Raw genomic sequence first — 24,118 nt, 5'->3', positions numbered from 1 at the left:
ATCAGACGGGGAGAATGCCATGGACCAGAAGACCTTCATCAAGACGATGCGCAGCTGGCAGAACGGCTCGATCACGCGCCGCGACTTCCTGGGACGCACCGGTCTTGGCATTGCCGCCGCGGTGGTGGCCACTAACATGCCCGGCCTGCTGGCTGGCAGTCCGGGCGCCAGCGCACTGGGTGCCGACAAGAACATCGGCGACCGCCTTGGCCTGGCGACCTGGCCGAATTATCACAGCCAGGAAAACCTCGATAACTTCGCCAAGACCACCGGCGCCCGCGTAGCGATGAGCGTGTTCGGCTCCAACGAAGAGATGCTCGCCAAACTGCAGGCAGGTGGCAGCGGCTGGGACGTGCTGGTGCCGACCAACTACACCATCAGCACGTACGTGAAGCTGGGCCTGATCGAGCCGTTGGACCTGGCACGCATTCCCAACTTCGACGCCTCGGCTTTCCAAGAGAAGTTCATGGCCCAGGGCACAGTCGATGGCAAGGTATACGCGGTGCCGAAAAACTGGGGCACCACCGGCATGGCTTACGACAGCGCCAAGCTCAAGGCCAAACCGACGTCGTGGAAAGAGTTCTGGGCGATCGCCAAGGATCAGGCCGACGGCCGCACGATGGTTCACGATTACCAGCTGACCGCGATCGGCAACGCCCTCAAATCCTTTGGCTACAGCTTCAACTCCCTCGACCCGAAAGAACTGGCCGACGCGGAGAAACTGCTGATCGAGGTCAAGCCTCACCTGTTCGCGATCAACTCCGACATTCAGCCGTCCATGCGCAGCGGCGACGCCATTCTGGCGATGTCCTGGACCGGCGATGCCTCGCAACTGCATCGGGACATTCCGTCGATGGTTTATGCCTTGGGCAAGGAAGGCGGCGAGCTGTGGAGCGACTTCTTCGCGATCCCCAAAAGCGCCGAACACAAGGATGCCGCCTACGCGTTCATCAATTACCTGCTCGACCCGCAGCACAACAAGCTGGAAGTGCTGAGCCACGGCTACCCGAGCGGTGACAAGCGCGTCGATGCCCTGCTGCCCAAAGAGATGCTCAATGACCCGATCATGTACCCGGCCGCCGAGCAATTGAGCCCGCTGGAATTCGGTGCCGCCGCGACCCTGACAAGTCCGTTGCGCGCCGAGTTGATGGCTCGCTTCAAGTCCGCCTGATCGATCACCCGAGCAACCGTCTTGAGCCATAAGGAACCGTCCATGGATGCCGTCATCAATTCGGCCCGACACGCCGAGAGCAGCGCCGCAGACGCTGAAAGCCAACTCGCGCAGAACAAGCGGCGCAGTCTCGCGCGACGCATCACGTTGCTGATGTTGCTGCCATCGACCTTGTGGTTCCTGCTGCTTCTGGTGATGCCGCTGGTGATCATCCTGGTTTTCAGCTTTGGCGAGCGCAGCGCCGTCGGCGGCTATGCCGGCGGCCTGACGCTGGCCAACTACTTCAATCTGGGCTCACGCGCGGCAGCGTTCAGCAATACGCTGGTGCTGGCGCCGCTGGGTACGCTGATGTGCCTGCTGGCAGCATATCCGCTGGCCTATTTTCTCGCGGTCAAGGCAGGGAAGAACCGGTCGTTACTGCTGACGCTGGTGATCGTGCCGTTCTGGACCAGTTTCCTGATTCGCACCTACGCGTGGATTTTCATTCTCAGCGGCAAGGGCATTCCCGCCTTGCTGGCGAGCGTCGGTCTGGATGATGTTCGCCTGATCAACACGCCGTACGCGGTGCTGATCGGCATCGTCTACGGCTATCTGCCGCTGATGGTGTTCCCGATTTACGTGAGCCTAGAAAAACTCGACAAGCGCCTGCTTGAAGCGTCAGCGGATCTGGGTGCCAGCGCCTTCGAGAGCTTCCGGCGCATCACATTGCCGCTGTCAGCGCCGGGGATCATCACTGGAGTCATGCTGGTGTTCATTCTGCTGATGGGGGAGTTTCTGATCCCGGCCGTGCTCGGTGGCGGCAAGGTGTTCTTCGTCGGCAACGCACTGGTGGACCTGTTCCTGCAATCGCGCAACTGGCCGTTCGGCAGCGCACTGGCGATGACGCTGGTGGCAATCATGCTGGTGATCATCGGCGTCTATCTAAAACTGGTCGCCCGCTTCGGCGGCAAACCTGGCGAAGGAGCGCTCTGACATGTGGCTGCGCACGTACTCCACCTCGCTGTACCTGTTTCTGTATTTGCCCATCGCGCTGATCATGCTGTTCAGCTTCAACGCCGGACGCAGCGGTCTGGCCTTCGAATGCTGTTCGGTGCAGTGGTTCGGCCGAGCGTTCAGCAACCCGTTCATAATGGAAGCACTGGGCAACAGCGCATTGATCGCCGCGTGCTCGGCGGTATTGGCGACCCTGTTCGGCACACTCGCGGTCTTCGGCCTGCAACGGGCCGGCAGCAAAGTGCGTCTGGTGTTCGATGCATTGACCTACTGCGCGATCATCATTCCCGGCATCGTCATCGGCATCTCCACGCTGATCGCCTTCATCAGCGTGTTCGACGTGCTGAACCCGCTGCTGGCGCAGTTGATGCCGAGCATGCCCAGGCTGAACATGGGCTTCTTCACAGTGGTCGCCGCACACTCGCTGTTCACCATGGCGTTGGTGATGGTGATCGTGCGCAGTCGCGTTGACTCACTCGACAAAGCGCTGCAGGAGGCTTCCGCCGACCTGTACGCGCCACCGCTGGAAACCTTCTGGCGCGTGACGCTGCCGCAAATCACCCCGGCGATCATGGCGGGCTTTCTCCTGGCGTTCACCTTCAGCTTCGACGATTTCATCATCGCCTTCTTCGTGGCAGGACCTGAAACCACGCTGCCGATTTACATCTTCTCGTCCATCCGGCGCGGCGTCACGCCGGAGATCAACGCCGTTTCGACCGTGATCATCTGCGCTTCGCTGGCGCTGCTGTTCACCTCCCGCCATCTGCAGAATCGCCGCACAGGAGCCTCACATGCGTGATCAGTTGTACATCAACGGCGAGTGGGTCAGCCCCGACCTTGGCGGTTATCTGGACGTCATCGATCCGGCGACCGAACAGACGCTGCAACGGGTCTCGGCCGGCACGGAAGAAGACATTGATCATGCCGTGCGCGCTGCACGCCGCGCGTTCGACAGCGATTGGGGGAAGTCCACCGGCGCCGAGCGCGCGACCTGGCTGGAAGCGCTGGCCGATGAGCTGCAAAGCTCGCAGGATGCACTGGCGACGCTGGAAGTGCGCGATAACGGCAAGCCGCTGCCCGAAGCGCAGTGGGACATTGGCGATGCGATTGCGTGCTTCCGCTATTACGCCGGTCTGGCCCGCGAGCTGGATGACCGACAGGATCAGCCACTGGCGCTGCCCGATGAGCGCTTTCGTTGCCGCGTTCGTCTGGAGCCCATCGGCGTGGCCGGCCAGATCATTCCGTGGAATTACCCGCTACTGATGGCCGCGTGGAAAGTCGCGCCGGCACTGGCTGCGGGCGCCACGGTGGTACTCAAACCCTCTGAACTGACGCCGCTGACTGCGCTGGAACTGGCAGGCGCGGCAGATCGCATCGGCCTGCCCGCCGGAGTGCTCAATGTCGTGACCGGGCTGGGCGCCGAGGCGGGAAGCCCGCTGACGTTGCATCCGGGCGTCGATAAGCTGGCCTTCACCGGCAGCGTGCCTACCGGGTCGAAAATCATGTCGGCTGCGGCGGGCGACATCAAAAACATCAGTCTTGAACTGGGCGGAAAATCGGCGTTCATCGTGTTCGATGACGCTGACGTCGAGGCGGCGGTCGAGTGGATTCTGTTCGGGATTTTCTGGAATCAGGGGCAAGTGTGCAGCGCGACCTCCCGGCTGCTGGTGCAGGAGAACATTGCCCCACGCCTGATTGAACGGCTGGTGGACGAGACACGCAAAATCTCCATCGGCCAAGGCCTCGAACCCGGCGTATTGCTGGGCCCACTGGTGAGTCGGGGGCAGTACGAAAAAGTGCTGGGTTTCGTTGATCAGGGCAAAGCCAGCGGCGCCCGGTTGTTGACCGGAGGCAAGCGGCCAGCGCACCTGACCGAGGGCTACTTCATGGAACCGGCGATTTTCGATGAGCCCGCTGACAACAGTATCGTCTGGCGTGAAGAAATCTTCGGGCCGGTGCTCTGCGTGAAGCGCTTCAAGGACGAACAGCAAGCGGTGCAGATGGCCAACGCCAGTCGCTTCGGCCTCGCCGCAGCGGTCATGAGCGCCGACCCGCAAAGAGCGACGCGAGTCGCCAACCACCTGCGCGCTGGCATCGTCTGGGTCAACTGCTCACAACCCACGTTCGTCGAAGCGCCGTGGGGCGGGATGAAACACAGCGGCATCGGCAGGGAATTGGGTCAGTGGGGCCTGGACAATTATCTGGAGGTCAAGCAGGTGACCGAGTACATCAGCGACCAGCCTTGGGGCTGGTATTTGCAGCAGTGAGCTTACCGCAGATCTCGCTCCTGCCCCTAAATGCAGGAGCGTGGCTTGTCCCGCGAACTGGCGCGAAGCGGCAGCAGAACCGGCGCACCGGCTGTGTCTGACACGCCGGGCTGTCTGGATTCGCTGAGAAGGCCCCGGCAGTTCGCGGAACATCCCCAAAGCGCGTTAATCCAGCAACTCCAGATGCAGATGCTCGGCGATCATCTCCGCAGTGGCCTTCTTCATGTGCGGCACCCGGCCCAGGCAAGGCGCGGGCAGCCGCTCGGCCAGCGTGGCAAGGTTCTCCTCCAGACGTGAAGTCTTCGGATCGATAATGTTCGCCACCCAGCCCGCCAGTTGCAGCCCATCATTGGCAATCGCTTCGGCCGATAACAGCGCGTGGCTGATACACCCCAGGCGCACGCCCACCACCAGAATCACCGGCAGCTTCAACGCGATGGCAAGATCAGAGAGATTGGCCTGATCGGCCAGCGGCACGCGCCAGCCGCCCGCGCCTTCGATCAAGGTGAAATCGGCCTTTTTGCCGAGGATGTGCCGCATCGGGCCCAGCAATGACTGCACCGTCAATGCAACACCTGCCTCGCGGGCGGCCAGGTGTGGGGCGATGGCCGGTTCGAAAGCGACCGGGTTGACCTCGTTATAGGTCAGCGGAATCGAGCATTCGGCTCGCAATGCGACGGCATCGGAATTACGCAGCCCTTTTGGCTTCACGTCGCAACCCGACGCGACGGGCTTGCCCGCCGCTGTGCTCAGTCCGGACTGTCGCGCCGCGTAAAGGAGTCCCGTCGCAATGGTGGTCTTGCCAACATCGGTATCGGTTCCCGTGATGAAATAAGCAACGCTCATCGTGGCGACCATCCGTTCAGATATTTCAAACAATTGCCTTATCACTATAGCGCCCACACGAACGGCGCTCGCTAAATCGGTCACTTTTTAAACAATCGATGGCTTTTCCAGCACGCCGTAGACGACTTGATACGTCGCTGGCAGGCCCTCTTCCTGACGAAACGCCTCGTAGGCCTGAATCAGCGCCTGAATCCTCGCCCTGCCCGTCAGCCCACCAGGACGGCCGGGATTGATGTTGTGAGCGCCTAACGCTTTCAACTCGTGGGTCAGGCTGCGAACGTCGGGATAATGCAGCACATGCGGTAACACATCGAGGCTGCGCACGTGCATTCCACTTGCGGCGCAGAGACGCTGGTAGTCGTCGAAACTGCGGAAACGGTTGACGTGAACCATGCCGTCAACGGCCTGCCAACTGTCGCGCAACTCATACAAGGTCCCGACACACAGGCTGGCAAAAGCAAAGACGCCGCCCGACTGAAGCACGCGTTCGGCCTGCGCCAGTACCGCTGAAAAATCCGAACACCATTGCACCGCCAGGCTGGAGAATATCAGCCCGACACAGCCATCGCGCAGAGGGAGGTTTTCGGCATCGCCCGCCACGTAGTGTTGAGCGCCGCCCAATGGACGTGCATGTCGCAGCATGCCTTCGGCGATATCCAGTGCAACACCTTCAACCTGAGCGAATCGCTCGGCCAGCATGCGGCTGAAGTAACCAGTGCCGCTGCCCAGATCCAGCCAGCGCGAGGGCGAAAGGTCCGGCAAGCGCGACAGCAGTTCTGTGCCCACTGCACGCTGCAGGTCCGCCACGCTGTCATAGCTGGCCGCCGCTTTGGAGAAGGAGGCCGCTACCTGACGCTTGTCAGGAAGGTGGCTCTGGAGGGTCGCCTGTTGCTGTTTCACGGCTTTGAGCACCGCACAATGGGAAAGATCAGTCATCACCGGACTCATGTAGGAACGCCTGGACCGCCGCCGCCACGCCATGTGGATTTTCCAGAATGAACGCGTGGCTGGCCTGCTCGATGACACCGACCTCAATGTCGGGCAAAAGTGTCAGCAAATCCGCCGATGCTTCAGCCGGCACCAAGGCATCGAGCCCGCCGAACAGATGCAATTGCGGGCCGCGAAACGCCTGAAGCGCCGCGCGCGTGTCCATCTGTTCGAGCAGTTTTAGGCCCTCGATCAGGCCACTGCTCGATCCATGCGGTGCGCCCGCCTTGAGTTGACGCGACAGGGCGCGCGGCTCTTCAGCGCCCTGCACGCACAGCAGACTGAAGCGTTTGAGGGTCGCTTCCGGATCGGACTTGCAGCCCGCAATGAATGCGTCGAAATCGGTCTGCGCCATCGCATTGGGCCACTGACTTCTGGCGACGAAACACACGTTGCTGGCGAACGTCGCCAGACCACAGCACCGCTCGCCCCGCCGCGCGGCCAGTTCGGCCGCCAGCATGCCGCCCAGCGACCAGCCGCCGAGCCAGACGTTGTCGGCCAGCGTGGCGTCGAGTTCGTCGAGCCAGTCGTCGAGGTCATCGTTGTCCAGGTCGGGCAACGGTTCTATTTCGACATGCAGATGTTCGTCCAGACCTCGCAACGCCGCAGCCAGCGGCTCCAGCGGCGAAACGCCAAGCCCCCAGCCCGGCAAAAGAATCAAACGGTCACGCATGATGTGGCTCCATCGACGCACTTTCCCCCAGCAGCGGGTAGCACTGCTCCAGTGCTTCCAACAATAGCTGCACCTGCGCGTGGCTGTGGGCGGCAGACAGCGTCACGCGCAAGCGTGCACTTCCGGAAGGAACAGTGGGCGGCCGAATGGCCGTGACCATGAGGCCGCGATCACGGAGCATCTGCGACAGGCGCATAGCCCGGTCGCTGTCGCCGATGAGAATGGGCTGGATCGGCGTGAAGCTGTCCATCAACTGGAGGCCAATCGCCTGCGCGCCTTCGCGGAACTGCTTGATCAGCGCTTGCAGATGCTCGCGGCGCCAGTGCTCGGTGCGCAGCAGTTCCAGGCTTTTCAAGGTGGCGCAGGCCAGCGCGGGTGGCTGGCTGGTGGTGTAAATGTAGGGCCGGGCGAACTGGATCAGCGTCTCGATCAGCTCATCGCTGCCCGCGACGAACGCGCCCGCGGTGCCGAACGATTTGCCCAGCGTGCCGATCAGCACGGGCACGTCCTCCATGCTCAAGCCGAAATGTTCGACGATACCGGCACCGTGAGCGCCCAGCGGACCAAACCCGTGGGCGTCATCGACCATCAGCCAGGCGTTGCGTGCTCTGGCGACTTTCGCCAGCGCCGGCAGGTCGGCGATGTCGCCGTCCATGCTGAAGACGCCGTCCGTCACCACCAGCGTGTCGCCGACGGATTTTTGCAGCCGCGAGCTCAGGCTTTGCGGGTCGTTGTGCAGATAGCGGGAAAACCGAGCGCCGCTCAGCAGCCCGGCATCCAGGAGGGACGCGTGGTTGAGTCGGTCCTCGAGCACCGTGTCGCCCTGCCCCACCAGCGCGGTGACCGTGCCAAGGTTGGCCATATAACCGTTGGAGAACAGCAAGGCGCGCGGTCGGCCGGTGAATTCGGCCAGCGCTTCTTCGAGTTCGTGATGCGGGGTGCTGTGGCCGATGACCAGATGCGAAGCACCGCCACCTACGCCCCAGCGCTGCGCCCCGGCTTTCCAGGCGGCGACCACCTCGGGATGGCTGGCAAGCCCCATGTAGTCGTTGTTGCAGAACGCGAGCAGCGGCTTACCATCGACCACGACTTCAGGGCCCTGCGGACTCTCCAGCAGCGGGCGCTGGCGATAAAGGTGTTCGGCACGGCGGGCAGCGAGACGTGCGCTCAGATCGAAAGACATGCAGGCCTCGTGGTTAAGCAGAAAATGTGGGCCTGTAGGAGCGCGCTTGCCCGCGAAACAGATCTGTCTGCGCCATCTTGGCCGACTGACACACCGCCATCGCGGGCAAGCGCGCTCCTACAAGGGATCCGCGTGCTGTCACACCGCTGCGTCGTAAAACATTTCGCTGCTTTTCTGTTCGATGAGCGCCTGTTCGATGGCCGCCTGGTGCACTTCATCCGAATGCTCTTCGCGGGCTTCGGGTTGAATGCCCAGTCGCGAAAATAGCAGCATGTCCTTGTCGGCCTGCGGGTTGGCGGTGGTCAGCAGTTTGTCGCCGTAGAAGATCGAGTTGGCACCGGCGAAGAACGCCAAGGCCTGCATCTGATCGTTCATCGCCTCGCGGCCAGCCGACAGGCGCACGTGCGACTTGGGCATCAGAATGCGCGCGACCGCCAGCATGCGGATGAAGTCGAACGGATCGACGTCGTCGGCGTTGGCCAGCGGCGTGCCCGCGACCTTGACCAGCATGTTGATCGGCACCGATTCAGGATGCTCCGGTAGGTTGGCCAGTTGGATCAGCAGATTGGCGCGGTCGTCCAGCGACTCACCCATGCCCAGAATGCCGCCCGAGCAGATCTTCATGCCCGCGTCGCGAACGTACGCCAGGGTTTGCAGGCGCTCGCTGTAGGTGCGCGTGGTGATGATGCTGGTGTAGAAGTCCGGCGAGGTGTCGAGGTTGTGGTTGTAGTAATCAAGACCCGCCTCGGCCAGTGCCTTGGTCTGATCCTGATCCAGTTTGCCGAGGGTCATGCACGTCTCAAGCCCCATGGCCTTCACGCCTTTGACCATTTCCAGCACGTAGGGCATGTCCTTGGCCGACGGGTGTTTCCAGGCAGCGCCCATGCAGAAACGGGTCGAACCGATGGCCTTGGCCCGCGCGGCCTCTTCCAGAACCTGCTGAACCTGCATCAGCTTTTCTTTCTCAAGACCGGTGTTGTAATGGCCAGATTGCGGGCAGTACTTGCAGTCTTCCGGGCAGGCGCCGGTCTTGATCGAAAGCAGCGTGGAGACTTGAACACGGTTGGCGTCGAAATGAGCGCGATGCACCGTTTGCGCCTGAAACAGCAGGTCATTGAAGGGCTGTGTAAACAGTGCCTTGACCTCGGCTAGATTCCAGTCGTGACGCAAAGTGGCATTGATGCTGGCGCTCATGGGCGGCTCCTTGATGTATTTGAAGATGACCCGGGCGGTTTCGCACAAGCGGCAAACCGTAAAGCCCACAGGCGCAACACGGATGTTCGGCATATTTAAGGAAGAGCCATGCGCTGTCAACCACACAACGGGCATCAGGTTTACATCTGGTTAAAAACTGTACAGCCTTGTTTGTTGTGCGATGAACCGGCTGACACTCAGCACTCAATCTGCACGCACTGCGAAACCGATCTCCCCTGGCTCATCGACCAGTGCGAGCGGTGCGCATTGCCCATGCCGATGTCCGGCCTGACCTGCGCGCAGTGCTCGCGGCAGCCGCCGACCTTCAGCGACGTCATCGTGCCGTGGCTGTACGACTTCCCCATCGACGCGCTGGTCACACGTTTCAAGCATCAGGGCAAATGGCCGTTGGGTCGGTTGCTGGCCGAATTGCTCGGCCGGACGCTGCAGCATCGTTTTGACGAAGGCTTGCGGCGCCCCGATGTTCTGATCCCCGTCCCGCTGGCCAGCAAAAGGCTGCGCCAGCGTGGATACAACCAGGCGGCGATGCTGGCGCAGTGGCTGGGTAAATCGCTGTCGTTGCCAGTGGATGAGAAAACCGTGCGACGTGTGAAGGAGACACCGGCGCAACAGGGGCTGGACGCCAAAGCGCGAAAGCGCAATCTGCACGAAGCATTCGCACTCACCGATCCCCTGCCGATCTTGAACAAACACGTTGCACTGATCGACGACGTGCTGACCACAGGCTCAACCGTCGACACGATCGCCAGACTGTTGATTGGCGCAGGGGCCAGACAGGTCGATGTGTATTGCCTGGCACGAACGCCCAAGCCCGGGGATTAGGCTCTGATTCCCCTGGCAACGGCCCTATGCATTCGATGAATCTTCGGCGAGCGCAGCCCGCATCGCGAATGAATTCGCTTACGCACGTTACCGCGCCATTTGAACGGATGTTTTTTGGCTTACACTCCGCGCTCATCTCCACAAAAAACCTGCTCATCATGTCGCTACCCACTTCCCTGACCCAACACATGGTCCGCCGGCCGCACCGCATCGCCTTGCTGCAACACATCGCCGAGCAAGGCTCGATCACCCGGGCCGCGAAGAGCGCCGGGCTCAGTTATAAAGCGGCGTGGGACGCCATCGACGAGCTGAACAACCTGGCGCAGCAGCCACTCGTCGAGCGCAGCGTCGGAGGGCGTGGCGGTGGCGGCGCAAAGCTGTCGGCCGAAGGCGAACGCGTGCTGCGTCTTTACCAGCGGTTGCAGGCACTGCAGACCCAGCTTCTGGAAAGTCCGGAAGAATCCAGCGACCTGGCGCTGCTCAGTCGCCTGATGCTGCGCACCAGCGCCCGCAACCAGTTGCACGGTCAGGTTTCGAGCATCACCCGTTTCGGTCGTAACGACATGATCGGCCTGCAACTGGCGGGCGGACTGTCGGTCGACGCCCAGATCACTCACGACAGCACCTTGCGCCTGGAGCTGGAAATCGGGACAGACGTCTTTGCGCTGATCAAGGCCAGTTGGCTGGAATTGTTGCCGCCAAACGCGACGGCAACAACTGGACACAATTGCCTGAACGGAAAGATCGAGGAAGTTTTGCACGCCGAAGACGGCCCGTGCGAAGTCAGAATTGTGCTATCGAGCGGTCAGACACTCTGCGCACTGGCTGAAAAAGAATCGCTCGATGCCCAGAAACTCAGCGCGGGCAGCGAGGTGAACGTGCAATTCGCGCCCTCCTACGTGCTCGTCGGCACACCGCTCTGAGTGCTGCTGAAACGTCCTGTCACGCCATGACCGTCGTCATGCGACTGACACAATAGCGTCATCCGGACTGCCTATGGTTTTGCACAAAACCGCAGGAAGCCCGTGATGACGCTATTAGAAGAACACCAGTCCACTGACCTCGAAAATCTTGTGCAACATCAGGCCACAGGTCTTACCCGCCGAGGCTTCATCAGCGCGGGCGCCCTGTGCGGCGCGGCGATGTTTCTGGGCGGCAATCTACTCAGCCGCAGCGTCATGGCGTCGAGCGTCAGCGCAGGCAACAGCACTCTGCTGGGCTTTGACAGCATCCCCGCAGCCACTGCCGACAGCATCAGCCTGCCGCCGGGCTACACCTCGTCCGTTCTGATCAGTTGGGGCCAGCCGCTGCACAATGGCGGGCCAGCGTTCGACCCCAGCGGCAAGGGCACGGCGAAGGCCCAGGAGCTGCAATTCGGTGACAACAACGATGGCATGAGCCTGTTTACCTTCCCGGGTGACAATCCCGACAACGCCCGTCGCGCACTGATGGCGATCAACAACGAATACACCAACTACCGCTACCTGTTCGACCATGGCAGGGACCCTCAGTCCGCGGAAGATGTGCACAAGGCACAGGCCAGCGAGGGCGTATCGGTCATCGAAGTGAAGCGCGAAGGCAGGCAATGGCAATTCGTCCAAGGCTCGCGCTACAACCGCCGTATTCACGGCAACACACCGATTGCACTGGGCGGCCCGGCCGCAGGCCACGACTGGCTGAAAACCGCTGCCGACAACACCGGCAAGGCGGTGCTCGGCACTTTCCAGAATTGCGCCAACGGCAAAACGCCGTGGGGGACCTATCTGACGTGCGAGGAGAACTTCACTGACTGCTTCGGCAGCAGCGATCCTGCACAGCAATTCGATCCGGCAACCAAGCGCTACGGCATCGTCGCCGCCAGCAAGGAAGTCAACTGGCACCTGCACGATCCGCGCTTCGACATCGCGAAAAACCCTAACGAGCCGCATCGTCATGGCTGGGTGGTCGAAATCGATCCGTTCGATCCCGAGTCCACGCCGGTCAAACGCACGGCGCTGGGTCGCTTCAAGCATGAAAATGCCGCGCTGACCGAAACCCGGGACGGCCGTGTGGTCGTGTACATGGGCGACGACGAGCGCGGCGAGTTCATCTACAAATTCGTCAGCCGCGACAAAGTCGATCACAAGAATCCCAAGGCCAATCGCGACATTCTCGATCACGGCACCCTGTATGTGGCGCAGTTCGATGAAGGCGACAGCAACCCGGACCGCCCGAAAGGTCAAGGCAAGTGGATCGAACTGACCCACGGCAAAAACGGCATCGATGCTTCGAGCGGCTTTGCCAGTCAGGCCGAAGTGCTCATTCACGCTCGCCTGGCCGCAAGCCAGGTGAAGGCCACGCGCATGGACCGGCCGGAGTGGATCGTGGTCAGCCCGAAGGACGGTCAGGTTTACTGCACGCTGACCAACAACATCAAACGCGGCGACGAGGGGCAGCCGGTGGGCGGACCGAATCCGCGTGCGAAAAACCAGTACGGGCAGATTCTGCGCTGGCAGGAAGCCGGCTCGGACGCTGCCGCCATGTCCTTCGCCTGGGATTTGTTCGTCGTGGCCGGAAACCCGGGCGTGCACGGCGGCACGCCCCAAGGCGGCTCGGCAAACATCAACCCGCTGAACATGTTCAACAGCCCCGATGGCCTGGGCTTCGACAACGCCGGTCGTCTGTGGATTCTCACCGACGGCGACTCCAGCAATACCGGAGACTTCGCCGGCATGGGCAACAATCAGATGCTGTGCGCCGACCCGCAAAATGGTGAAATTCGCCGGTTCATGGTCGGCCCCGTGGGCTGCGAAGTCACTGGGATCAGTTTCGCGCCGGACCAGAAGGCGCTGCTCGTCGGCATTCAGCATCCCGGTGAGAACGGCGGCTCGACCTTTCCCGAGCATCTGCCCAACGGCAAGCCACGATCGTCGGTAATGGTGATCACCCGGGAGGATGGTGGGGTGATCGGCGCGTGACGGGCCGCCGATTGTAGCCGCCGCACCTGCAGGAGCGCGCTTGCCCGTCGTGCTGAATGAGATCCGACGGAAAGCCTGTGGATGCACGGGCCTCGTCATTCAGATGCGCCCGGCGCAAGCGCGCCGTTGCAGGATATGTGCAAGTTTTGTCCCGCTCTGCGTTACCATGACTGGCCCGACGCGGCAGCCTGCTGCGCGCAGGAGTTAGCATGGCCCACCCGTTTGCAACACTTACACCTGACCTCGTGCTGGATGCCGTCGAAAGCATCGGCTTCGTCAGCGATGCCCGTATTCTGGCCCTCAACAGCTATGAAAACCGGGTGTATCAGGTCGGCATCGACGAAGGCCAGCCGTTGATCGCCAAGTTCTATCGCCCCAACCGCTGGACCGACGACGCCATCCTCGAAGAGCACAGCTTCACCGCTGAACTGGCGGATGTGGAGATTCCGGTCGTCGCCCCGCTTGTCCATAACGGCCAGACATTGTTCGAGCACGCCGGCTTTCGCTTTACGCTGTTCCCGCGCCGTGGCGGCCGGGCGCCGGAGCCGGGCAACCTGGACCAGCTTTATCGTCTGGGCCAACTGTTGGGACGTATTCATGCGGTCGGCGCCACTCGCCCCTTCCAGCATCGTGAAGCGCTTGGCGTGAAGAATTTCGGGCATGACTCGCTCAATTACCTGCTGGAAAACGACGTCATCCCTCGCAGCCTGCTGCCTGCTTACGAGTCGGTCGCCAAGGACCTGCTCAAGCGCGTCGAAGATGCCTACGCGGCCACTCCTCATACGAACATTCGCATGCATGGCGATTGTCATCCCGGCAACATGATGACCCGCGATGAGATCTTCCACATCGTCGACCTCGATGACTGCCGCATGGGCCCGGCGGTTCAGGATGTGTGGATGATGCTGGCGGGCGACCGTCAGGATTGCCTGAGTCAGTTATCGGAGCTGATGGACGGCTACAACGAATTCCACGATTTCGACCCGCGCGAACTGGCGCTGATCGAGCCGTTGCGCGCCCTGCGTCTGTTGCATTACAGCGCATGGCTGGCCCGCCGCTGGGACGACCCGGCGTTCCCGCACAGTTTTTCCTGGTTCGGCACCGAACGCTATTGGGGCGACCAGGTCCTGGCGTTGCGCGAGCAAGCCGCCGCACTGAACGAGGAGCCATTGAAGCTGTTTTGAGCCTGCCGCTGCCGGTGAGGGCTTGACCGTGCTCGGCTGGAAAGGCCTCTTCCCGGCTGAAGCCGGTCCTACAGCGCCGCATGTTCCGCGTTCTTTTCGTGGGAACGGATTGGTTGAGAAACCGACCTTTAATCGCGAGCAGGCTCACGCCTGCGCATATCCACCCTTTAACCTTATAAAAACAACTTGCCGAAGGACCTTACATGCAAGCTGCCAACCCGCGTCGCGGGTACATTCTCGGCCTTAGCGCCTACATCATCTGGGGATTGTTCCCCATCTACTTCAAGCTGCTTTCAGCAGTGCCTGCGCTGGAAATCATCGTCAATCGCGCGATCTGGTCGGCGATATCCGGATCCTTGTTGCTGCTGGTCTGGAAGCATCCCGGCTGGTGGCGCGAGCTGCGTGACAACCCGCGACGCCTCGCCATTCTGGCGTGCAGCGGCTCGCTCATCGCCGCCAACTGGTTGATCTACGTCTGGGCGGTGAACAACGACCACATGGTCGAAGCGAGCCTGGGGTACTTCATCAACCCGCTGGTGAACGTGATGCTGGGTCTGGTGTTGCTGCGCGAAAGACTGCGCCCGCTGCAGTGGGTCGCGGTGCTGCTCGCGCTTGTCGGCGTGGCCCAGCAAGTATGGCAAGTGGGCAGCCTGCCGTGGATCTCTCTCGCGCTGGCGTTCACGTTCGGTTTCTACGGCCTGATCCGGAAAAAGGCGCCCGTTGCGGCGTTACCGGGGCTGGTCGTGGAGACCTGGATCCTCGTGCCGCTGGCGATTGGCTGGCTGGTGTTCAACCCGCTGGCGCATAGCGCTCAACCTGAGTTCTGGACCACCTCGCAAGCGATCTGGCTTGCCGCCGCAGGCCCGGTCACGCTGGTGCCGTTGGTCTGTTTCAACGCCGCCGCCCGACATCTGCCCTACGCCACACTGGGCTTCTTGCAATACATCGCGCCGACGTTAGTCCTGGCGTTGGCAGTGCTCATGTTCGGCGAGCACATGAACCCGGCGACAATGGTCACGTTCACGTTCATCTGGACCGGGCTGATCATCTACAGCGTTGACGCCTGGCTTGCGATGCGACGTCGGGCCGAGCGCTGATCATTTAATAACCAGCGCGCTACAGGCCACGGTGCACGTGGCCTGCAGCAAACAACGCGCAGGTTATCCACAACCTCATTCAACCTATTTGTGCACAAGCCGTTGAATATGAACGTTTTTTGATCAACTTGAGCAAAGCCTTCATCTACGTGCCTTGCAGCTCAGTATCCGCAGGTTATCCACAGCCAGACGCATGAAAATACTGGATAACCTTGGCGGGGGTGCATCTCGGCAGAACGCGCCCTCGGAAAGCCGCCTAGACCTGCTCGTCCGCTTTGAGTGTCAACTCAACCATCAGGTCGTCGGCCAACGTTTCCAGGCAGCGTTGCAAAACATCCAGAGACAGGGTCAACGGCAGCCCCAGCAAGGCGTGCGCGCGGAATAACGGTTCGCTGCTCATCGGCGCTGGCTCTACGTTAGTCACCAGCCGCTCAACGTTCACCCCCTGCTCAGTCAACAAGCGCGTGACATCGCGCACGATGCCGGGACGGTCCGCGCCAACCAGTTCCATGTTGATGGGCTTCCAGGCGGCGGACGTTTCAACGCCCCCTTCGGCGAACTGCACGCGAATGCCATCTGCCGACAGCGCTTGCAGGGCGCTGCGCAATCCATCCTGGGATTCGGCAGGCACTCCGATTTTCAGAATGCCGGCGAACTGCCCGGCCATGTGGGTCATGCGGCTTTCCAGCCAATTTCCACCATGATCGGCAACGCACGCGGCAATTTGCTCGACCTGACCTGGCTTGTCCGGGGCGAAAACGGTGACGATAAGATGATCCACGGTCGACTCCTATTTATGCCCGTCCGCGGGCAGATACATCTGCCTGCAAGGCTGTCGGGCAAGTATAGGCAAGGGCTGCGACTACGCCCGACGGCTTCAGCGGGAGAGATTATGTGTACGATCCTGATAATTATCTGGAACAATCCATACCGTTTTTGAGAACATCCGTAACCGCGATATGACCACAGCCGAATTTCCGGTCGCTCGGTGACATATTTTGTGTGATTTTCACACCGCGACTCATCATGTAGTATCCCCACGCGTTCACTACATACCGTTACCCAGACGTAAAACGATGCCTGACCCAGCGTCACTGCATTCAACAGGGCGCGAGTCCCAGCCGCCAGTGATGGCATGTTCTGGCGTGCGCCAAGCAGCGATGTCGATGGCTTTAACAAGAGAGCGCTCAAGATTGAAGCGCAGATAGCTGAGTAGAGTGAGGCAAGCAATGACTGAGCACGTTCAAGTCGGTGGCCTTAAGGTCGCCAAAGTCCTGCTGGATTTCGTGAACAACGAAGCCATCCCCGGAACCGGTGTTGATGCCGCTGCATTCTGGGCCGGTGCCGACAAGCTGATTCATGAGCTGGCGCCGAAAAACAAAGCCCTGCTCGCCAAACGTGATGACTTCCAGGCGCGCATCGACGCCTGGCATCAGTCCAATGCTGGCAAGGCCCATGACGCCGCCGCATACAAAGCCTTCCTGCAGGAAATCGGTTATTTGCTGCCAGAAGCGGCGGACTTCCAGGCCACGACGCAAAACGTCGATGAAGAAATCGCCCACATGGCCGGTCCGCAACTGGTCGTCCCGGTCATGAACGCCCGCTTCGCCCTCAACGCCTCGAACGCCCGCTGGGGTTCGTTGTACGACGCCTTGTACGGCACCGATGCCATCAGCGAAGAGAACGGCGCGGAAAAAGGCAAGGGCTACAACAAGGTACGCGGCGACAAGGTCATTGCGTTCGCCCGCGCCTTTCTGGACGAAGCCGCGCCATTGGCCGCCGGCTCTCACGTCGACTCCACCGGCTACAAGCTGGTCGACGGCGTCCTGATCGTCAGCCTGAAAGGCGGCACCAACACGGGCCTGCGTGACGACGCGCAACTGATCGGTTTCCAGGGCGATGCGTCAGCGCCCACTGCCCTGCTGCTCAAGCACAACGGCTTGCATTTCGAAATCCAGATCGACGCCACCAGCCCTGTCGGCCAGACCGATGCAGCAGGCGTCAAAGACGTGCTGATGGAAGCAGCCCTGACGACCATCATGGATTGCGAAGACTCCATCGCCGCGGTCGATGCCGACGACAAGGTCGTGGTCTATCGCAACTGGCTGGGCCTGATGAAAGGCGACCTGTCCGAGGAGGTCGCCAAGGGCGGCACCACCTTCACCCGCACCATGAATCCAGATCGTGTCTACACCTCGCCTGAAGGAACACCGGTCACGCTGCACGGACGCTCGCTGCTGTTCGTGCGCAACGTGGGTCACCTGATGACCATCGATGCGATTCTCGACAATCAGGGCGACGAGGTGCCGGAAGGTATTCTCGACGGTCTGCTGACCAGCCTGGCGGCGATTCACAACCTCAAGGGCAATACCTCGCGGGCCAATAGCCGTGCGGGTTCGGTGTATATCGTCAAACCCAAAATGCACGGCCCGGAAGAAGTCGCGTTCACCAACGAGTTGTTCGGCCGCATCGAAGACGTACTGAGTCTGCCGCGCAACACGTTGAAGGTCGGGATCATGGACGAGGAGCGTCGGACGACGATCAACCTCAAGGCTTGCATCAAGGCCGCAAGCGAGCGGGTGGTGTTCATCAACACCGGTTTCCTGGACCGCACCGGCGACGAAATTCACACCTCGATGGAGGCCGGGCCGGTCGTGCGCAAAGCGCAGATGAAGGCTGAAAAGTGGATTGGCGCGTACGAAAACTCCAACGTCGATATCGGACTCAAGTGTGGCCTGCAAGGCCGCGCGCAGATCGGTAAAGGCATGTGGGCGATGCCGGACCTGATGGCCGCAATGCTGGAACAGAAAATCGCTCATCCGCTGGCGGGCGCCAATACCGCATGGGTGCCCTCGCCGACCGCCGCCGCGCTGCACGCGCTGCATTACCACAAGGTCGACGTGTTCGCCCGTCAGGCCGAACTGGCTCAGCGCGCACCGGCGTCGGTCGACGATATTCTGACCATTCCGCTGGCGCCGAACACTGACTGGTCGGCGGAGGAAATCCAGAACGAACTGGACAATAACGCCCAGGGCATCCTCGGCTATGTCGTGCGCTGGATCGATCAGGGCGTCGGTTGTTCAAAGGTGCCGGACATCAACGACATCGGCCTGATGGAAGACCGTGCCACGCTGCGTATTTCCAGCCAGCACATCGCCAACTGGCTGCGTCATGGCGTGGTCACCGAGCAGCAAGTGATGGAAAGCCTCAAGCGCATGGCGCCGGTTGTGGACCGTCAGAACGCAGGCGATTCGTTGTATCGGCCACTGGCTGGGGACTTCGACAGCAACATCGCGTTTCAGGCGGCTGTTGAGCTGGTGATCGAAGGCACCCGGCAGCCGAACGGCTACACCGAGCCGGTGCTGCATCGCCGCCGTCGTGAGTTCAAGGCGAAGAACGGTCTGTAAATGCCCCGGTGAACAGAAAGGCGGCGTGTCTCACGACACACCGCCTTTTTCTTTGTTGAGGGATTCAGCAGCACAACAGTTCTACCCGCTCTGGCAACTCTGGGAAAATCACCGCCAGCGAGCCGAACGGCTGCGGTAACGATGACTCCTGCAGGAGCGCACTCGCCCGCGATAAGCCGGTACATCCGACACAATATTGCCGGATGTACCGATATATCGCGGGCTACAGTGGACTGCGGGGCACTACGCCATCCCCAATTCCCGCTTCACCAGACGAAGCAGCTGTTTGGTATTGATGGGTTTGAGCAGAAAGTCCACGACGCTCAGGTGCATCGCATCGATGGCATCGCGCACGTGCGCATCGCCCGACACGATAATGATCGGCAACGCCGCACGATCCGAGTCGCGCACCTGTCGTATCAGGTCCAGACCATCGCATGGCGCCATGCGCAGATCAGTGATCAGCAGCGCGATCGAGGGTCGGGTTTCCAGCAAGTGCATGGCACTGGTGCCGCCCGCGGCGGTAATACAGCTGATGTCGTTGAGACTGAGAATTTCGGCCAGAACTTCCCGAGCATCCTTGTCGTCATCGACGATCAACACCCGTTGTGGCGATTGCGATGCAGGCGCAAGCATCACCTCATTAAGGGCCTCGCGCTCTTCATCACTCAAAATATCGTGATCGAACATACCCGTCTCATCTTCCCGTCGACTTCTCATTCTGACAGCGCATAAAGACAGAATACGCTGCGCACTTTGTCGGCTTCCTGCCAGGCTCTTCAAGCCTTTGCGCGATACGCACCGAGAGGTTTTAACACCACTGTTCGATGTCATCCAGCGCCATTTCCGTCACCTAAGACTTACGTCCAATGGGCACTGTCCGATAAGCGGTCGACCATGGAGCGTATAAAAACAAGCGGTATCGGTCATGAGCAAAGCGGACGCTTTCACCCAGGCAGGCAAGACAGCCGTGTTGCAGAACATTCACGGCACGATGCAATTCCTGCAAAAATTCCCGCCATTCAACCAGATGGAGAATGCTCACCTGGCGTATCTGGTCGAACAGTGCCAGCTGCGTTTCTACGCTACGGATGAGAGCATCATCAAGCCTGGCGATGGGCCAGTAGAGCACTTTTACATCGTCAAACAGGGTCGGGTGGTCGGTGAACGCCCACATTCGGCCAAAGGCGGTACTGAGACGACGTTTGAAATCACCACCGGCGAATGCTTTCCGCTCGCCGCGCTGCTGGGCGAGCGCGCTACCCGGACTGAGCATCTGGCCGCCGAAGACACCTTCTGCCTGCAATTGAACAAGCAGGCGTTCATCAAGCTGTTTGCCCTCTCCGGCACCTTCCGCGACTTTGCCTTGCGCGGCGTCAGCAGCCTGCTCGAACAGGTCAATCAACAAGTAAAGCAGAAGGCCGTTGAAACGCTGGGCACGCAGTATTCGCTCAACACCCGCCTGGGCGAACTGGCGATGCGTCATCCGGTGACGTGTCCCCCGCACACGCCGTTGCGCGAAGCGGTCAAGCTGATGGACGAACAACAGGTCGGCAGCATTGTGGTCGTCGATGAGACCAAGGCGCCTCTTGGGATCTTCACGCTGCGCGATCTGCGGCAGGTCGTGGCCGACGTCACGGCTGACTTCGGCGCCCCCATCGAACGCAGCATGATTCAGTCGCCGTTCTATCTCAGCCCCGATGCCAGCGCGTTCGATGCCGCCATCGCCATGACTGAGCGGCACATCGCCCACGTGTGCCTGGTGAAGGATCAGCGCTTGTGCGGCGTGGTGTCGGAGCGTGATCTGTTTTCCCTGCAGCGAGTGGACCTGGTGCATCTGGCGCGTACGATCCGCAACGCCCCGCGCATCGATTCGTTAAGCAACCTGCGTGGCGATATCGTCCAGTTGGTCGACCGGATGCTGGCCCACGGCGCGTCGTCGACGCAGATCACCCAGATCATCACGCTGCTCAACGATCACATGGTTTGCCGGGTCATCGAGCTGGTGCTGGAGGAGAAAGGTGATCCGGGCATTGCGTTCAGCTGGCTGTGCTTCGGCAGCGAAGGCCGCCGCGAACAGACCCTGTACACCGATCAGGACAACGGCATTCTGTTCGAAGCCAAAGACGCCGCAGAAGCCGCCGAGATCCGGGGACGTCTGCTGCCAATCGCCGAGCGGATCAATCAGGGCCTGGCGCAATGCGGCTTTTCGCTGTGCAAGGGCGGCATCATGGCGAGCAACCCTGAACTGTGCCTGTCGCGCATCGAGTGGGCGCGACGCTTTGCTTCATTCATACGTGAAGCCACACCGGAAAACCTGCTGTCGTCGAGCATCTATTTCGATCTGCGTGTGGTCTGGGGCGACGAAAGCGGCGGCGAGCAGCTGCGCCAGAGCATCCTTGCGCAGGTCGCGGACAACAAATTGTTCCAGCGCATGATGGCCGACAACGCTTTGCGCCAGCGCCCGCCAGTCGGGCGCTTCAAGGACTTCGTGGTGGCGCGCAAGGGCAACGAAAAAGACACGCTGGATCTGAAGACCCAAGGCCTCACGCCTTTCGTGGACGGCGCGCGCCTGCTCGCCCTGGCCAACGGAATCGCCGCCAACAATACCCTTGAACGCCTGCGCCAGCTGGTGGCCAAAGAAGTCATCGATCCGCTGGATGGCGCCGCTTACGAGGAGGCGTACCACTTCATCCAGCAGACGCGTATGCAGCAACACCAGCAACAAAGCCGACAGAATCTGCCGTACTCGAACCGTATCGACCCCGATGTCCTCAACCATCTGGATCGCCGGATCCTGCGCGAGGCCTTCCGCCAGGCGCAACGGCTGCAAACCAGCCTGAACGTGCGCTATCAACTGTAAGCGATGTGAATGCCCAGCTCATGAACCTGTTTCAGTGGCTAAAGCCACCCAAGCGCGCAAAAGCGCCTGACCTGACCCCTGACCAGCGCCTGCGTCTGAGCGAGCTGCCACGCCCTGCTGCCCTGAACGCCAAGTCGCTGCGTCAGCAGCGTTGGGTCGTGCTCGATCTGGAAACCAGCGGCCTGAACATGAGCCGCGACGAAGTGCTGTCGATTGGCGCGGTGGTCATCGAAGACGGTGCGATCGATCTGGCTCAGCAGTTCGAGCGCACGTTGCTGCGCCCCGATCACAAGTTGAACCCGAGCGTGCTGATTCATGGCCTTGGGCCCAGCGCGATTGCCGCAGGCAGCGAGCCGGTGGACGCACTGCTGGATTTCATGGCATTTGTGGGTGACTCACCCTTGCTGGCGTTTCATGCGCCTTTCGACCAGCACATGATCGGTCGTGCATTGAAGGAAAGCCTGGGTTATCGCCTGCAGCATCCTTTTCTGGACGTGGCCGAACTGGCGCCGCTGCTGTTTCCCAAGGCGTGCCTGCGTCAGGCCGGGCTGGACGACTGGACGGCGTTCTTCGGCCTGCACGCCGAAGAGCGGCATCACGCCAGCGCCGACGCCATGGTCACGGCGGAGCTGGCGCTGATCCTGTTCAGTCACGCCCGCCGTCAGGAGATGGACAGCCCGATCCAGCTGGAGCAAGGCCTGGCGAAGTGGCGACGCAGGCAGCAGTCGCATTCTTTCTGACCGAGTGACTGTTGCTTCAATAACCTGTCTCCAGATGACAGCGACGCATTCCTCCATACCGACCTGCTGTCGCAAACCGTTCGGCTCCTTGTCGTGACGACCAATTGCCAGCATCCATTGGCTCTGCCACAATCGCGAATAGTTCTCGTTAGTCACTTCGTTCTCCTCGGTGCGCTCGTGTCGTTAACTCAAAGTCCTCAAAATCAGCTTGTCGGAACGCTCTACCGCGACCATCGCAGCTGGTTGCTGGCATGGCTGAAGCGAAACGTCGCCTGCCCGCATCGTGCCGAGGACCTCAGCCAGGACACCTTCACTCGCCTGCTGGGTCGCGAACAATTGCCCGAACCCCGCGAGCCCCGGGCGTTTCTGGTGTCGGTCGCCAAAGGCCTGTTGTTCGATTACTTCCGCCGCGCAGCGCTGGAGCAGGCCTACCTGCAAGAGCTGATGCTGATTCCCGAAGCCGAGCAACCTTCCCTCGAGGAACAGCAACTCATTCTCGAAGACCTCAAGGCGATCGACCGCATGCTTGGCAAACTGTCGACCAAAGCGCGCGCTGCCTTTCTGTACAACCGTCTGGACGGTATGACCCACCCGGAAATCGCTGAGAAAATCGGTGTTTCGGTGCCGCGCGTGCGTCAGTACCTCGCTCAGGGCATGCGCCAGTGCTACATCGCGCTGTATGGCGAGCCGACGTGAGCCGCATGCCTGTTCGCCCGGTTTCGGCGAAAGTGCTCGACGCGGCTATCGCCTGGCAACTGTGTCTGGATTGTGGCCAGGGCAGCGATGCCGAGCGCGAGGAGTTCGCCAAGTGGTATGCGGCCAGCGACGAACACGCCCGCGCGTGGATACAACTGGGCATGCTCGACCAGCGCTTTGTTGGCGCGACCGGCCCGGCCCGCTCAGCGTTGATGCGCTCGCGTGACGGCGTCGGCCAACAGATGCGCAAGCTTGGACGAGGCGTTGCCGGCATTGCGGTGGCGCTGGGCCTTACGCTTTTCCTGTCGGATCACTACCTGCCGCTCAATTACTGGCTGGCCGATCAGCGCACGGCCACCGGCGAGCAGCGTACGATCCGGCTGTCGGACAACACGCTGATTCGCCTGAACACCCACAGCGCACTGGATGTGAAGTTCGACGACAAAATGCGCCGCGTCGTGCTCCAGGAAGGTGAAATCTTCGTCGAGACCGGCAGTCACGACGATCCGCGCCCTTTCATCGTCGAGACCCGCGAAGGGCAAATGCGCGCGCTGGGTACGAAGTTTCTGGTGAAGCGGCAAGAAGACGGCACGCTGCTCGGCGTGTTGCAGTCAGCCGTTGCCGCACATCCACAAGCGAACAATCATGAGCTGATCCTTCACGAAGGCCAACAGATGCTCATTCAGCGCAGTACGTTGGGGCCGATGGTGGCACTGGCGCCGGGTGCGGACGCCTGGATGCGTGGCATGCTGGTGGTGGACAACGCCCGTCTGGAGGACGTGATCACCGAGCTGGGTCGTTACCGTCGTGGCCATCTGAGCGTAGCGCCCAGCGTGGCCGACCTTCGCATCACCGGCAGCTTCCCGCTGAACAACACCGATCTGGCGCTCAAGGCCCTGACACCGACACTGCCGGTGGCCATCGAAGAACGCACCCAATGGTGGGTCACCGTCGTGCCGGGCGATACGCAGCAGGCGCGCAAGCTGTAACCCCGCCATTCTTCCGCGCAGGCGAACA

General features: G+C 61.1%; 21 protein-coding genes. 14 read left to right on the top strand and 7 right to left on the bottom strand.

Annotated elements, in window-relative coordinates:
• Window positions 1–19 precede the first annotated feature (19 nt).
• The 4 genes from AAGQ88_RS01980 to AAGQ88_RS01965 are packed head-to-tail and all read left to right on the top strand — an operon-like array spanning window position 20 to window position 4,431.
• On the top strand, window positions 20–1,171 hold the full coding sequence (locus tag AAGQ88_RS01980; protein WP_342654316.1) for a spermidine/putrescine ABC transporter substrate-binding protein: 1,152 nt from the start codon (window positions 20–22) through the stop codon (window positions 1,169–1,171).
• Between the two features lie 42 nt (window positions 1,172–1,213).
• On the top strand, window positions 1,214–2,143 hold the full coding sequence (locus tag AAGQ88_RS01975; protein WP_342654315.1) for an ABC transporter permease: 930 nt from the start codon (window positions 1,214–1,216) through the stop codon (window positions 2,141–2,143).
• A gap of 1 nt (window position 2,144) precedes the next feature.
• On the top strand, window positions 2,145–2,963 hold the full coding sequence (locus tag AAGQ88_RS01970; protein WP_285426392.1) for an ABC transporter permease: 819 nt from the start codon (window positions 2,145–2,147) through the stop codon (window positions 2,961–2,963).
• Window positions 2,956–4,431, top strand: a complete 1,476-nt coding sequence (locus AAGQ88_RS01965; RefSeq protein WP_342654314.1) for an aldehyde dehydrogenase family protein — start codon at window positions 2,956–2,958, stop codon at window positions 4,429–4,431. Before AAGQ88_RS01970 ends, AAGQ88_RS01965 begins: the two co-directional genes overlap by 8 nt.
• Window positions 4,432–4,596: 165 nt before the next feature.
• Here AAGQ88_RS01965 and bioD read toward each other — a convergent pair whose 3' ends face one another.
• The 5 genes from bioD to bioB form a co-directional block, all read right to left on the bottom strand.
• A complete protein-coding gene (gene bioD / locus AAGQ88_RS01960) occupies window positions 4,597–5,277 on the bottom strand; it encodes a dethiobiotin synthase (RefSeq protein WP_093468824.1) in 681 nt (226 codons plus the stop codon).
• A gap of 87 nt (window positions 5,278–5,364) precedes the next feature.
• Window positions 5,365–6,213: a malonyl-ACP O-methyltransferase BioC gene (gene bioC, locus AAGQ88_RS01955; protein WP_342654313.1), complete on the bottom strand. Its 849-nt coding sequence runs from the start codon at window positions 6,211–6,213 to the stop codon at window positions 5,365–5,367.
• Window positions 6,206–6,937: an alpha/beta fold hydrolase gene (locus AAGQ88_RS01950; RefSeq protein ID WP_342654312.1), complete on the bottom strand. Its 732-nt coding sequence runs from the start codon at window positions 6,935–6,937 to the stop codon at window positions 6,206–6,208. The genes bioC and AAGQ88_RS01950 overlap by 8 nt, the downstream gene beginning before the upstream one ends.
• Window positions 6,930–8,120, bottom strand: coding sequence for an 8-amino-7-oxononanoate synthase (bioF, locus tag AAGQ88_RS01945; RefSeq protein ID WP_342654311.1), 1,191 nt, complete (start codon window positions 8,118–8,120; stop codon window positions 6,930–6,932). The genes AAGQ88_RS01950 and bioF overlap by 8 nt, the downstream gene beginning before the upstream one ends.
• A gap of 138 nt (window positions 8,121–8,258) precedes the next feature.
• Entirely contained in the window at window positions 8,259–9,314 is a 1,056-nt protein-coding gene (gene bioB / locus AAGQ88_RS01940; RefSeq protein ID WP_342654310.1) for a biotin synthase BioB, read from the bottom strand.
• A gap of 108 nt (window positions 9,315–9,422) precedes the next feature.
• Between bioB and AAGQ88_RS01935 the strand changes: the two genes are divergently transcribed.
• From AAGQ88_RS01935 to rarD, 5 genes are all read left to right on the top strand, one after another.
• The gene (locus AAGQ88_RS01935; RefSeq protein ID WP_342654309.1) at window positions 9,423–10,157 is read left to right on the top strand and encodes a ComF family protein; all 735 of its coding nucleotides are present in this window, start codon (window positions 9,423–9,425) and stop codon (window positions 10,155–10,157) included.
• Window positions 10,158–10,315: 158 nt separating this feature from the next.
• Window positions 10,316–11,080 (top strand): TOBE domain-containing protein, encoded by a 765-nt coding sequence (locus AAGQ88_RS01930; RefSeq protein ID WP_342654308.1) that lies wholly within the window; start codon window positions 10,316–10,318, stop codon window positions 11,078–11,080.
• 105 nt (window positions 11,081–11,185) lie between these two features.
• Window positions 11,186–13,114 carry a PhoX family phosphatase gene (locus tag AAGQ88_RS01925; RefSeq protein WP_342654307.1) on the top strand — a complete coding sequence of 643 codons (1,929 nt, stop codon included), beginning with the start codon at window positions 11,186–11,188 and terminating at the stop codon, window positions 13,112–13,114.
• 209 nt (window positions 13,115–13,323) lie between these two features.
• The gene (locus AAGQ88_RS01920) at window positions 13,324–14,298 is read left to right on the top strand and encodes a serine/threonine protein kinase (protein ID WP_285426401.1); all 975 of its coding nucleotides are present in this window, start codon (window positions 13,324–13,326) and stop codon (window positions 14,296–14,298) included.
• A 203-nt stretch (window positions 14,299–14,501) separates the two neighbouring features.
• Entirely contained in the window at window positions 14,502–15,395 is an 894-nt protein-coding gene (gene rarD / locus AAGQ88_RS01915; protein WP_285426402.1) for an EamA family transporter RarD, read from the top strand.
• 256 nt (window positions 15,396–15,651) lie between these two features.
• On the opposite strand, the gene AAGQ88_RS01910 is transcribed toward rarD, so the two are convergent.
• On the bottom strand, window positions 15,652–16,176 hold the full coding sequence (locus AAGQ88_RS01910) for an ACT domain-containing protein (protein WP_093468821.1): 525 nt from the start codon (window positions 16,174–16,176) through the stop codon (window positions 15,652–15,654).
• A 448-nt stretch (window positions 16,177–16,624) separates the two neighbouring features.
• Here AAGQ88_RS01910 and AAGQ88_RS01905 point away from each other — a divergent pair, with 448 nt between their 5' ends.
• Complete coding sequence (locus tag AAGQ88_RS01905) at window positions 16,625–18,802, top strand: malate synthase G (RefSeq protein ID WP_342654306.1); 2,178 nt, start codon at window positions 16,625–16,627, stop codon at window positions 18,800–18,802.
• 243 nt (window positions 18,803–19,045) lie between these two features.
• Here the strand turns inward: AAGQ88_RS01905 and AAGQ88_RS01900 are convergent, their stop codons facing one another.
• Complete coding sequence (locus AAGQ88_RS01900; RefSeq protein ID WP_093468547.1) at window positions 19,046–19,492, bottom strand: response regulator; 447 nt, start codon at window positions 19,490–19,492, stop codon at window positions 19,046–19,048.
• Window positions 19,493–19,730: 238 nt separating this feature from the next.
• On the opposite strand from AAGQ88_RS01900, the gene AAGQ88_RS01895 reads away from it, so the two are divergent.
• The 4 genes from AAGQ88_RS01895 (at window position 19,731) to AAGQ88_RS01880 (ending at window position 24,090) form a co-directional block, all read left to right on the top strand.
• Window positions 19,731–21,665 carry a putative nucleotidyltransferase substrate binding domain-containing protein gene (locus tag AAGQ88_RS01895; RefSeq protein ID WP_342654305.1) on the top strand — a complete coding sequence of 645 codons (1,935 nt, stop codon included), beginning with the start codon at window positions 19,731–19,733 and terminating at the stop codon, window positions 21,663–21,665.
• A gap of 20 nt (window positions 21,666–21,685) precedes the next feature.
• Window positions 21,686–22,405, top strand: a complete 720-nt coding sequence (locus AAGQ88_RS01890; protein WP_342654304.1) for a 3'-5' exonuclease — start codon at window positions 21,686–21,688, stop codon at window positions 22,403–22,405.
• Window positions 22,406–22,582: 177 nt separating this feature from the next.
• On the top strand, window positions 22,583–23,101 hold the full coding sequence (locus tag AAGQ88_RS01885; protein WP_342654303.1) for an RNA polymerase sigma factor: 519 nt from the start codon (window positions 22,583–22,585) through the stop codon (window positions 23,099–23,101).
• A complete protein-coding gene (locus AAGQ88_RS01880) occupies window positions 23,098–24,090 on the top strand; it encodes a FecR family protein (RefSeq protein WP_342654302.1) in 993 nt (330 codons plus the stop codon). Before AAGQ88_RS01885 ends, AAGQ88_RS01880 begins: the two co-directional genes overlap by 4 nt.
• The last annotated feature ends 28 nt before the right edge of the window (window positions 24,091–24,118 follow it).

The organism is Pseudomonas sp. F3-2, assembly GCF_038804275.1.
Lineage (GTDB): Bacteria > Pseudomonadota > Gammaproteobacteria > Pseudomonadales > Pseudomonadaceae > Aquipseudomonas.
This window is presented reverse-complemented; position numbering and strand designations above follow the sequence as displayed.

What these genes read in the sequence shown, in the direction of transcription:
- AAGQ88_RS01980 (WP_342654316.1), top strand. Translation starts at nt 20, where the DNA reads ATGGACCAGAAGACCTTCATCAAGACGATGCGCAGCTGGCAGAACGGC.
- AAGQ88_RS01975 (WP_342654315.1), top strand. Translation starts at nt 1,214, where the DNA reads ATGGATGCCGTCATCAATTCGGCCCGACACGCCGAGAGCAGCGCCGCA.
- AAGQ88_RS01970 (WP_285426392.1), top strand. Translation starts at nt 2,145, where the DNA reads ATGTGGCTGCGCACGTACTCCACCTCGCTGTACCTGTTTCTGTATTTG.
- AAGQ88_RS01965 (WP_342654314.1), top strand. Translation starts at nt 2,956, where the DNA reads ATGCGTGATCAGTTGTACATCAACGGCGAGTGGGTCAGCCCCGACCTT.
- bioD (WP_093468824.1), bottom strand. Translation starts at nt 5,277, where the DNA reads ATGAGCGTTGCTTATTTCATCACGGGAACCGATACCGATGTTGGCAAG.
- bioC (WP_342654313.1), bottom strand. Translation starts at nt 6,213, where the DNA reads ATGACTGATCTTTCCCATTGTGCGGTGCTCAAAGCCGTGAAACAGCAA.
- AAGQ88_RS01950 (WP_342654312.1), bottom strand. Translation starts at nt 6,937, where the DNA reads ATGCGTGACCGTTTGATTCTTTTGCCGGGCTGGGGGCTTGGCGTTTCG.
- bioF (WP_342654311.1), bottom strand. Translation starts at nt 8,120, where the DNA reads ATGTCTTTCGATCTGAGCGCACGTCTCGCTGCCCGCCGTGCCGAACAC.
- bioB (WP_342654310.1), bottom strand. Translation starts at nt 9,314, where the DNA reads ATGAGCGCCAGCATCAATGCCACTTTGCGTCACGACTGGAATCTAGCC.
- AAGQ88_RS01935 (WP_342654309.1), top strand. Translation starts at nt 9,423, where the DNA reads ATGCGCTGTCAACCACACAACGGGCATCAGGTTTACATCTGGTTAAAA.
- AAGQ88_RS01930 (WP_342654308.1), top strand. Translation starts at nt 10,316, where the DNA reads ATGTCGCTACCCACTTCCCTGACCCAACACATGGTCCGCCGGCCGCAC.
- AAGQ88_RS01925 (WP_342654307.1), top strand. Translation starts at nt 11,186, where the DNA reads ATGACGCTATTAGAAGAACACCAGTCCACTGACCTCGAAAATCTTGTG.
- AAGQ88_RS01920 (WP_285426401.1), top strand. Translation starts at nt 13,324, where the DNA reads ATGGCCCACCCGTTTGCAACACTTACACCTGACCTCGTGCTGGATGCC.
- rarD (WP_285426402.1), top strand. Translation starts at nt 14,502, where the DNA reads ATGCAAGCTGCCAACCCGCGTCGCGGGTACATTCTCGGCCTTAGCGCC.
- AAGQ88_RS01905 (WP_342654306.1), top strand. Translation starts at nt 16,625, where the DNA reads ATGACTGAGCACGTTCAAGTCGGTGGCCTTAAGGTCGCCAAAGTCCTG.
- AAGQ88_RS01900 (WP_093468547.1), bottom strand. Translation starts at nt 19,492, where the DNA reads ATGTTCGATCACGATATTTTGAGTGATGAAGAGCGCGAGGCCCTTAAT.
- AAGQ88_RS01895 (WP_342654305.1), top strand. Translation starts at nt 19,731, where the DNA reads ATGAGCAAAGCGGACGCTTTCACCCAGGCAGGCAAGACAGCCGTGTTG.
- AAGQ88_RS01890 (WP_342654304.1), top strand. Translation starts at nt 21,686, where the DNA reads ATGAACCTGTTTCAGTGGCTAAAGCCACCCAAGCGCGCAAAAGCGCCT.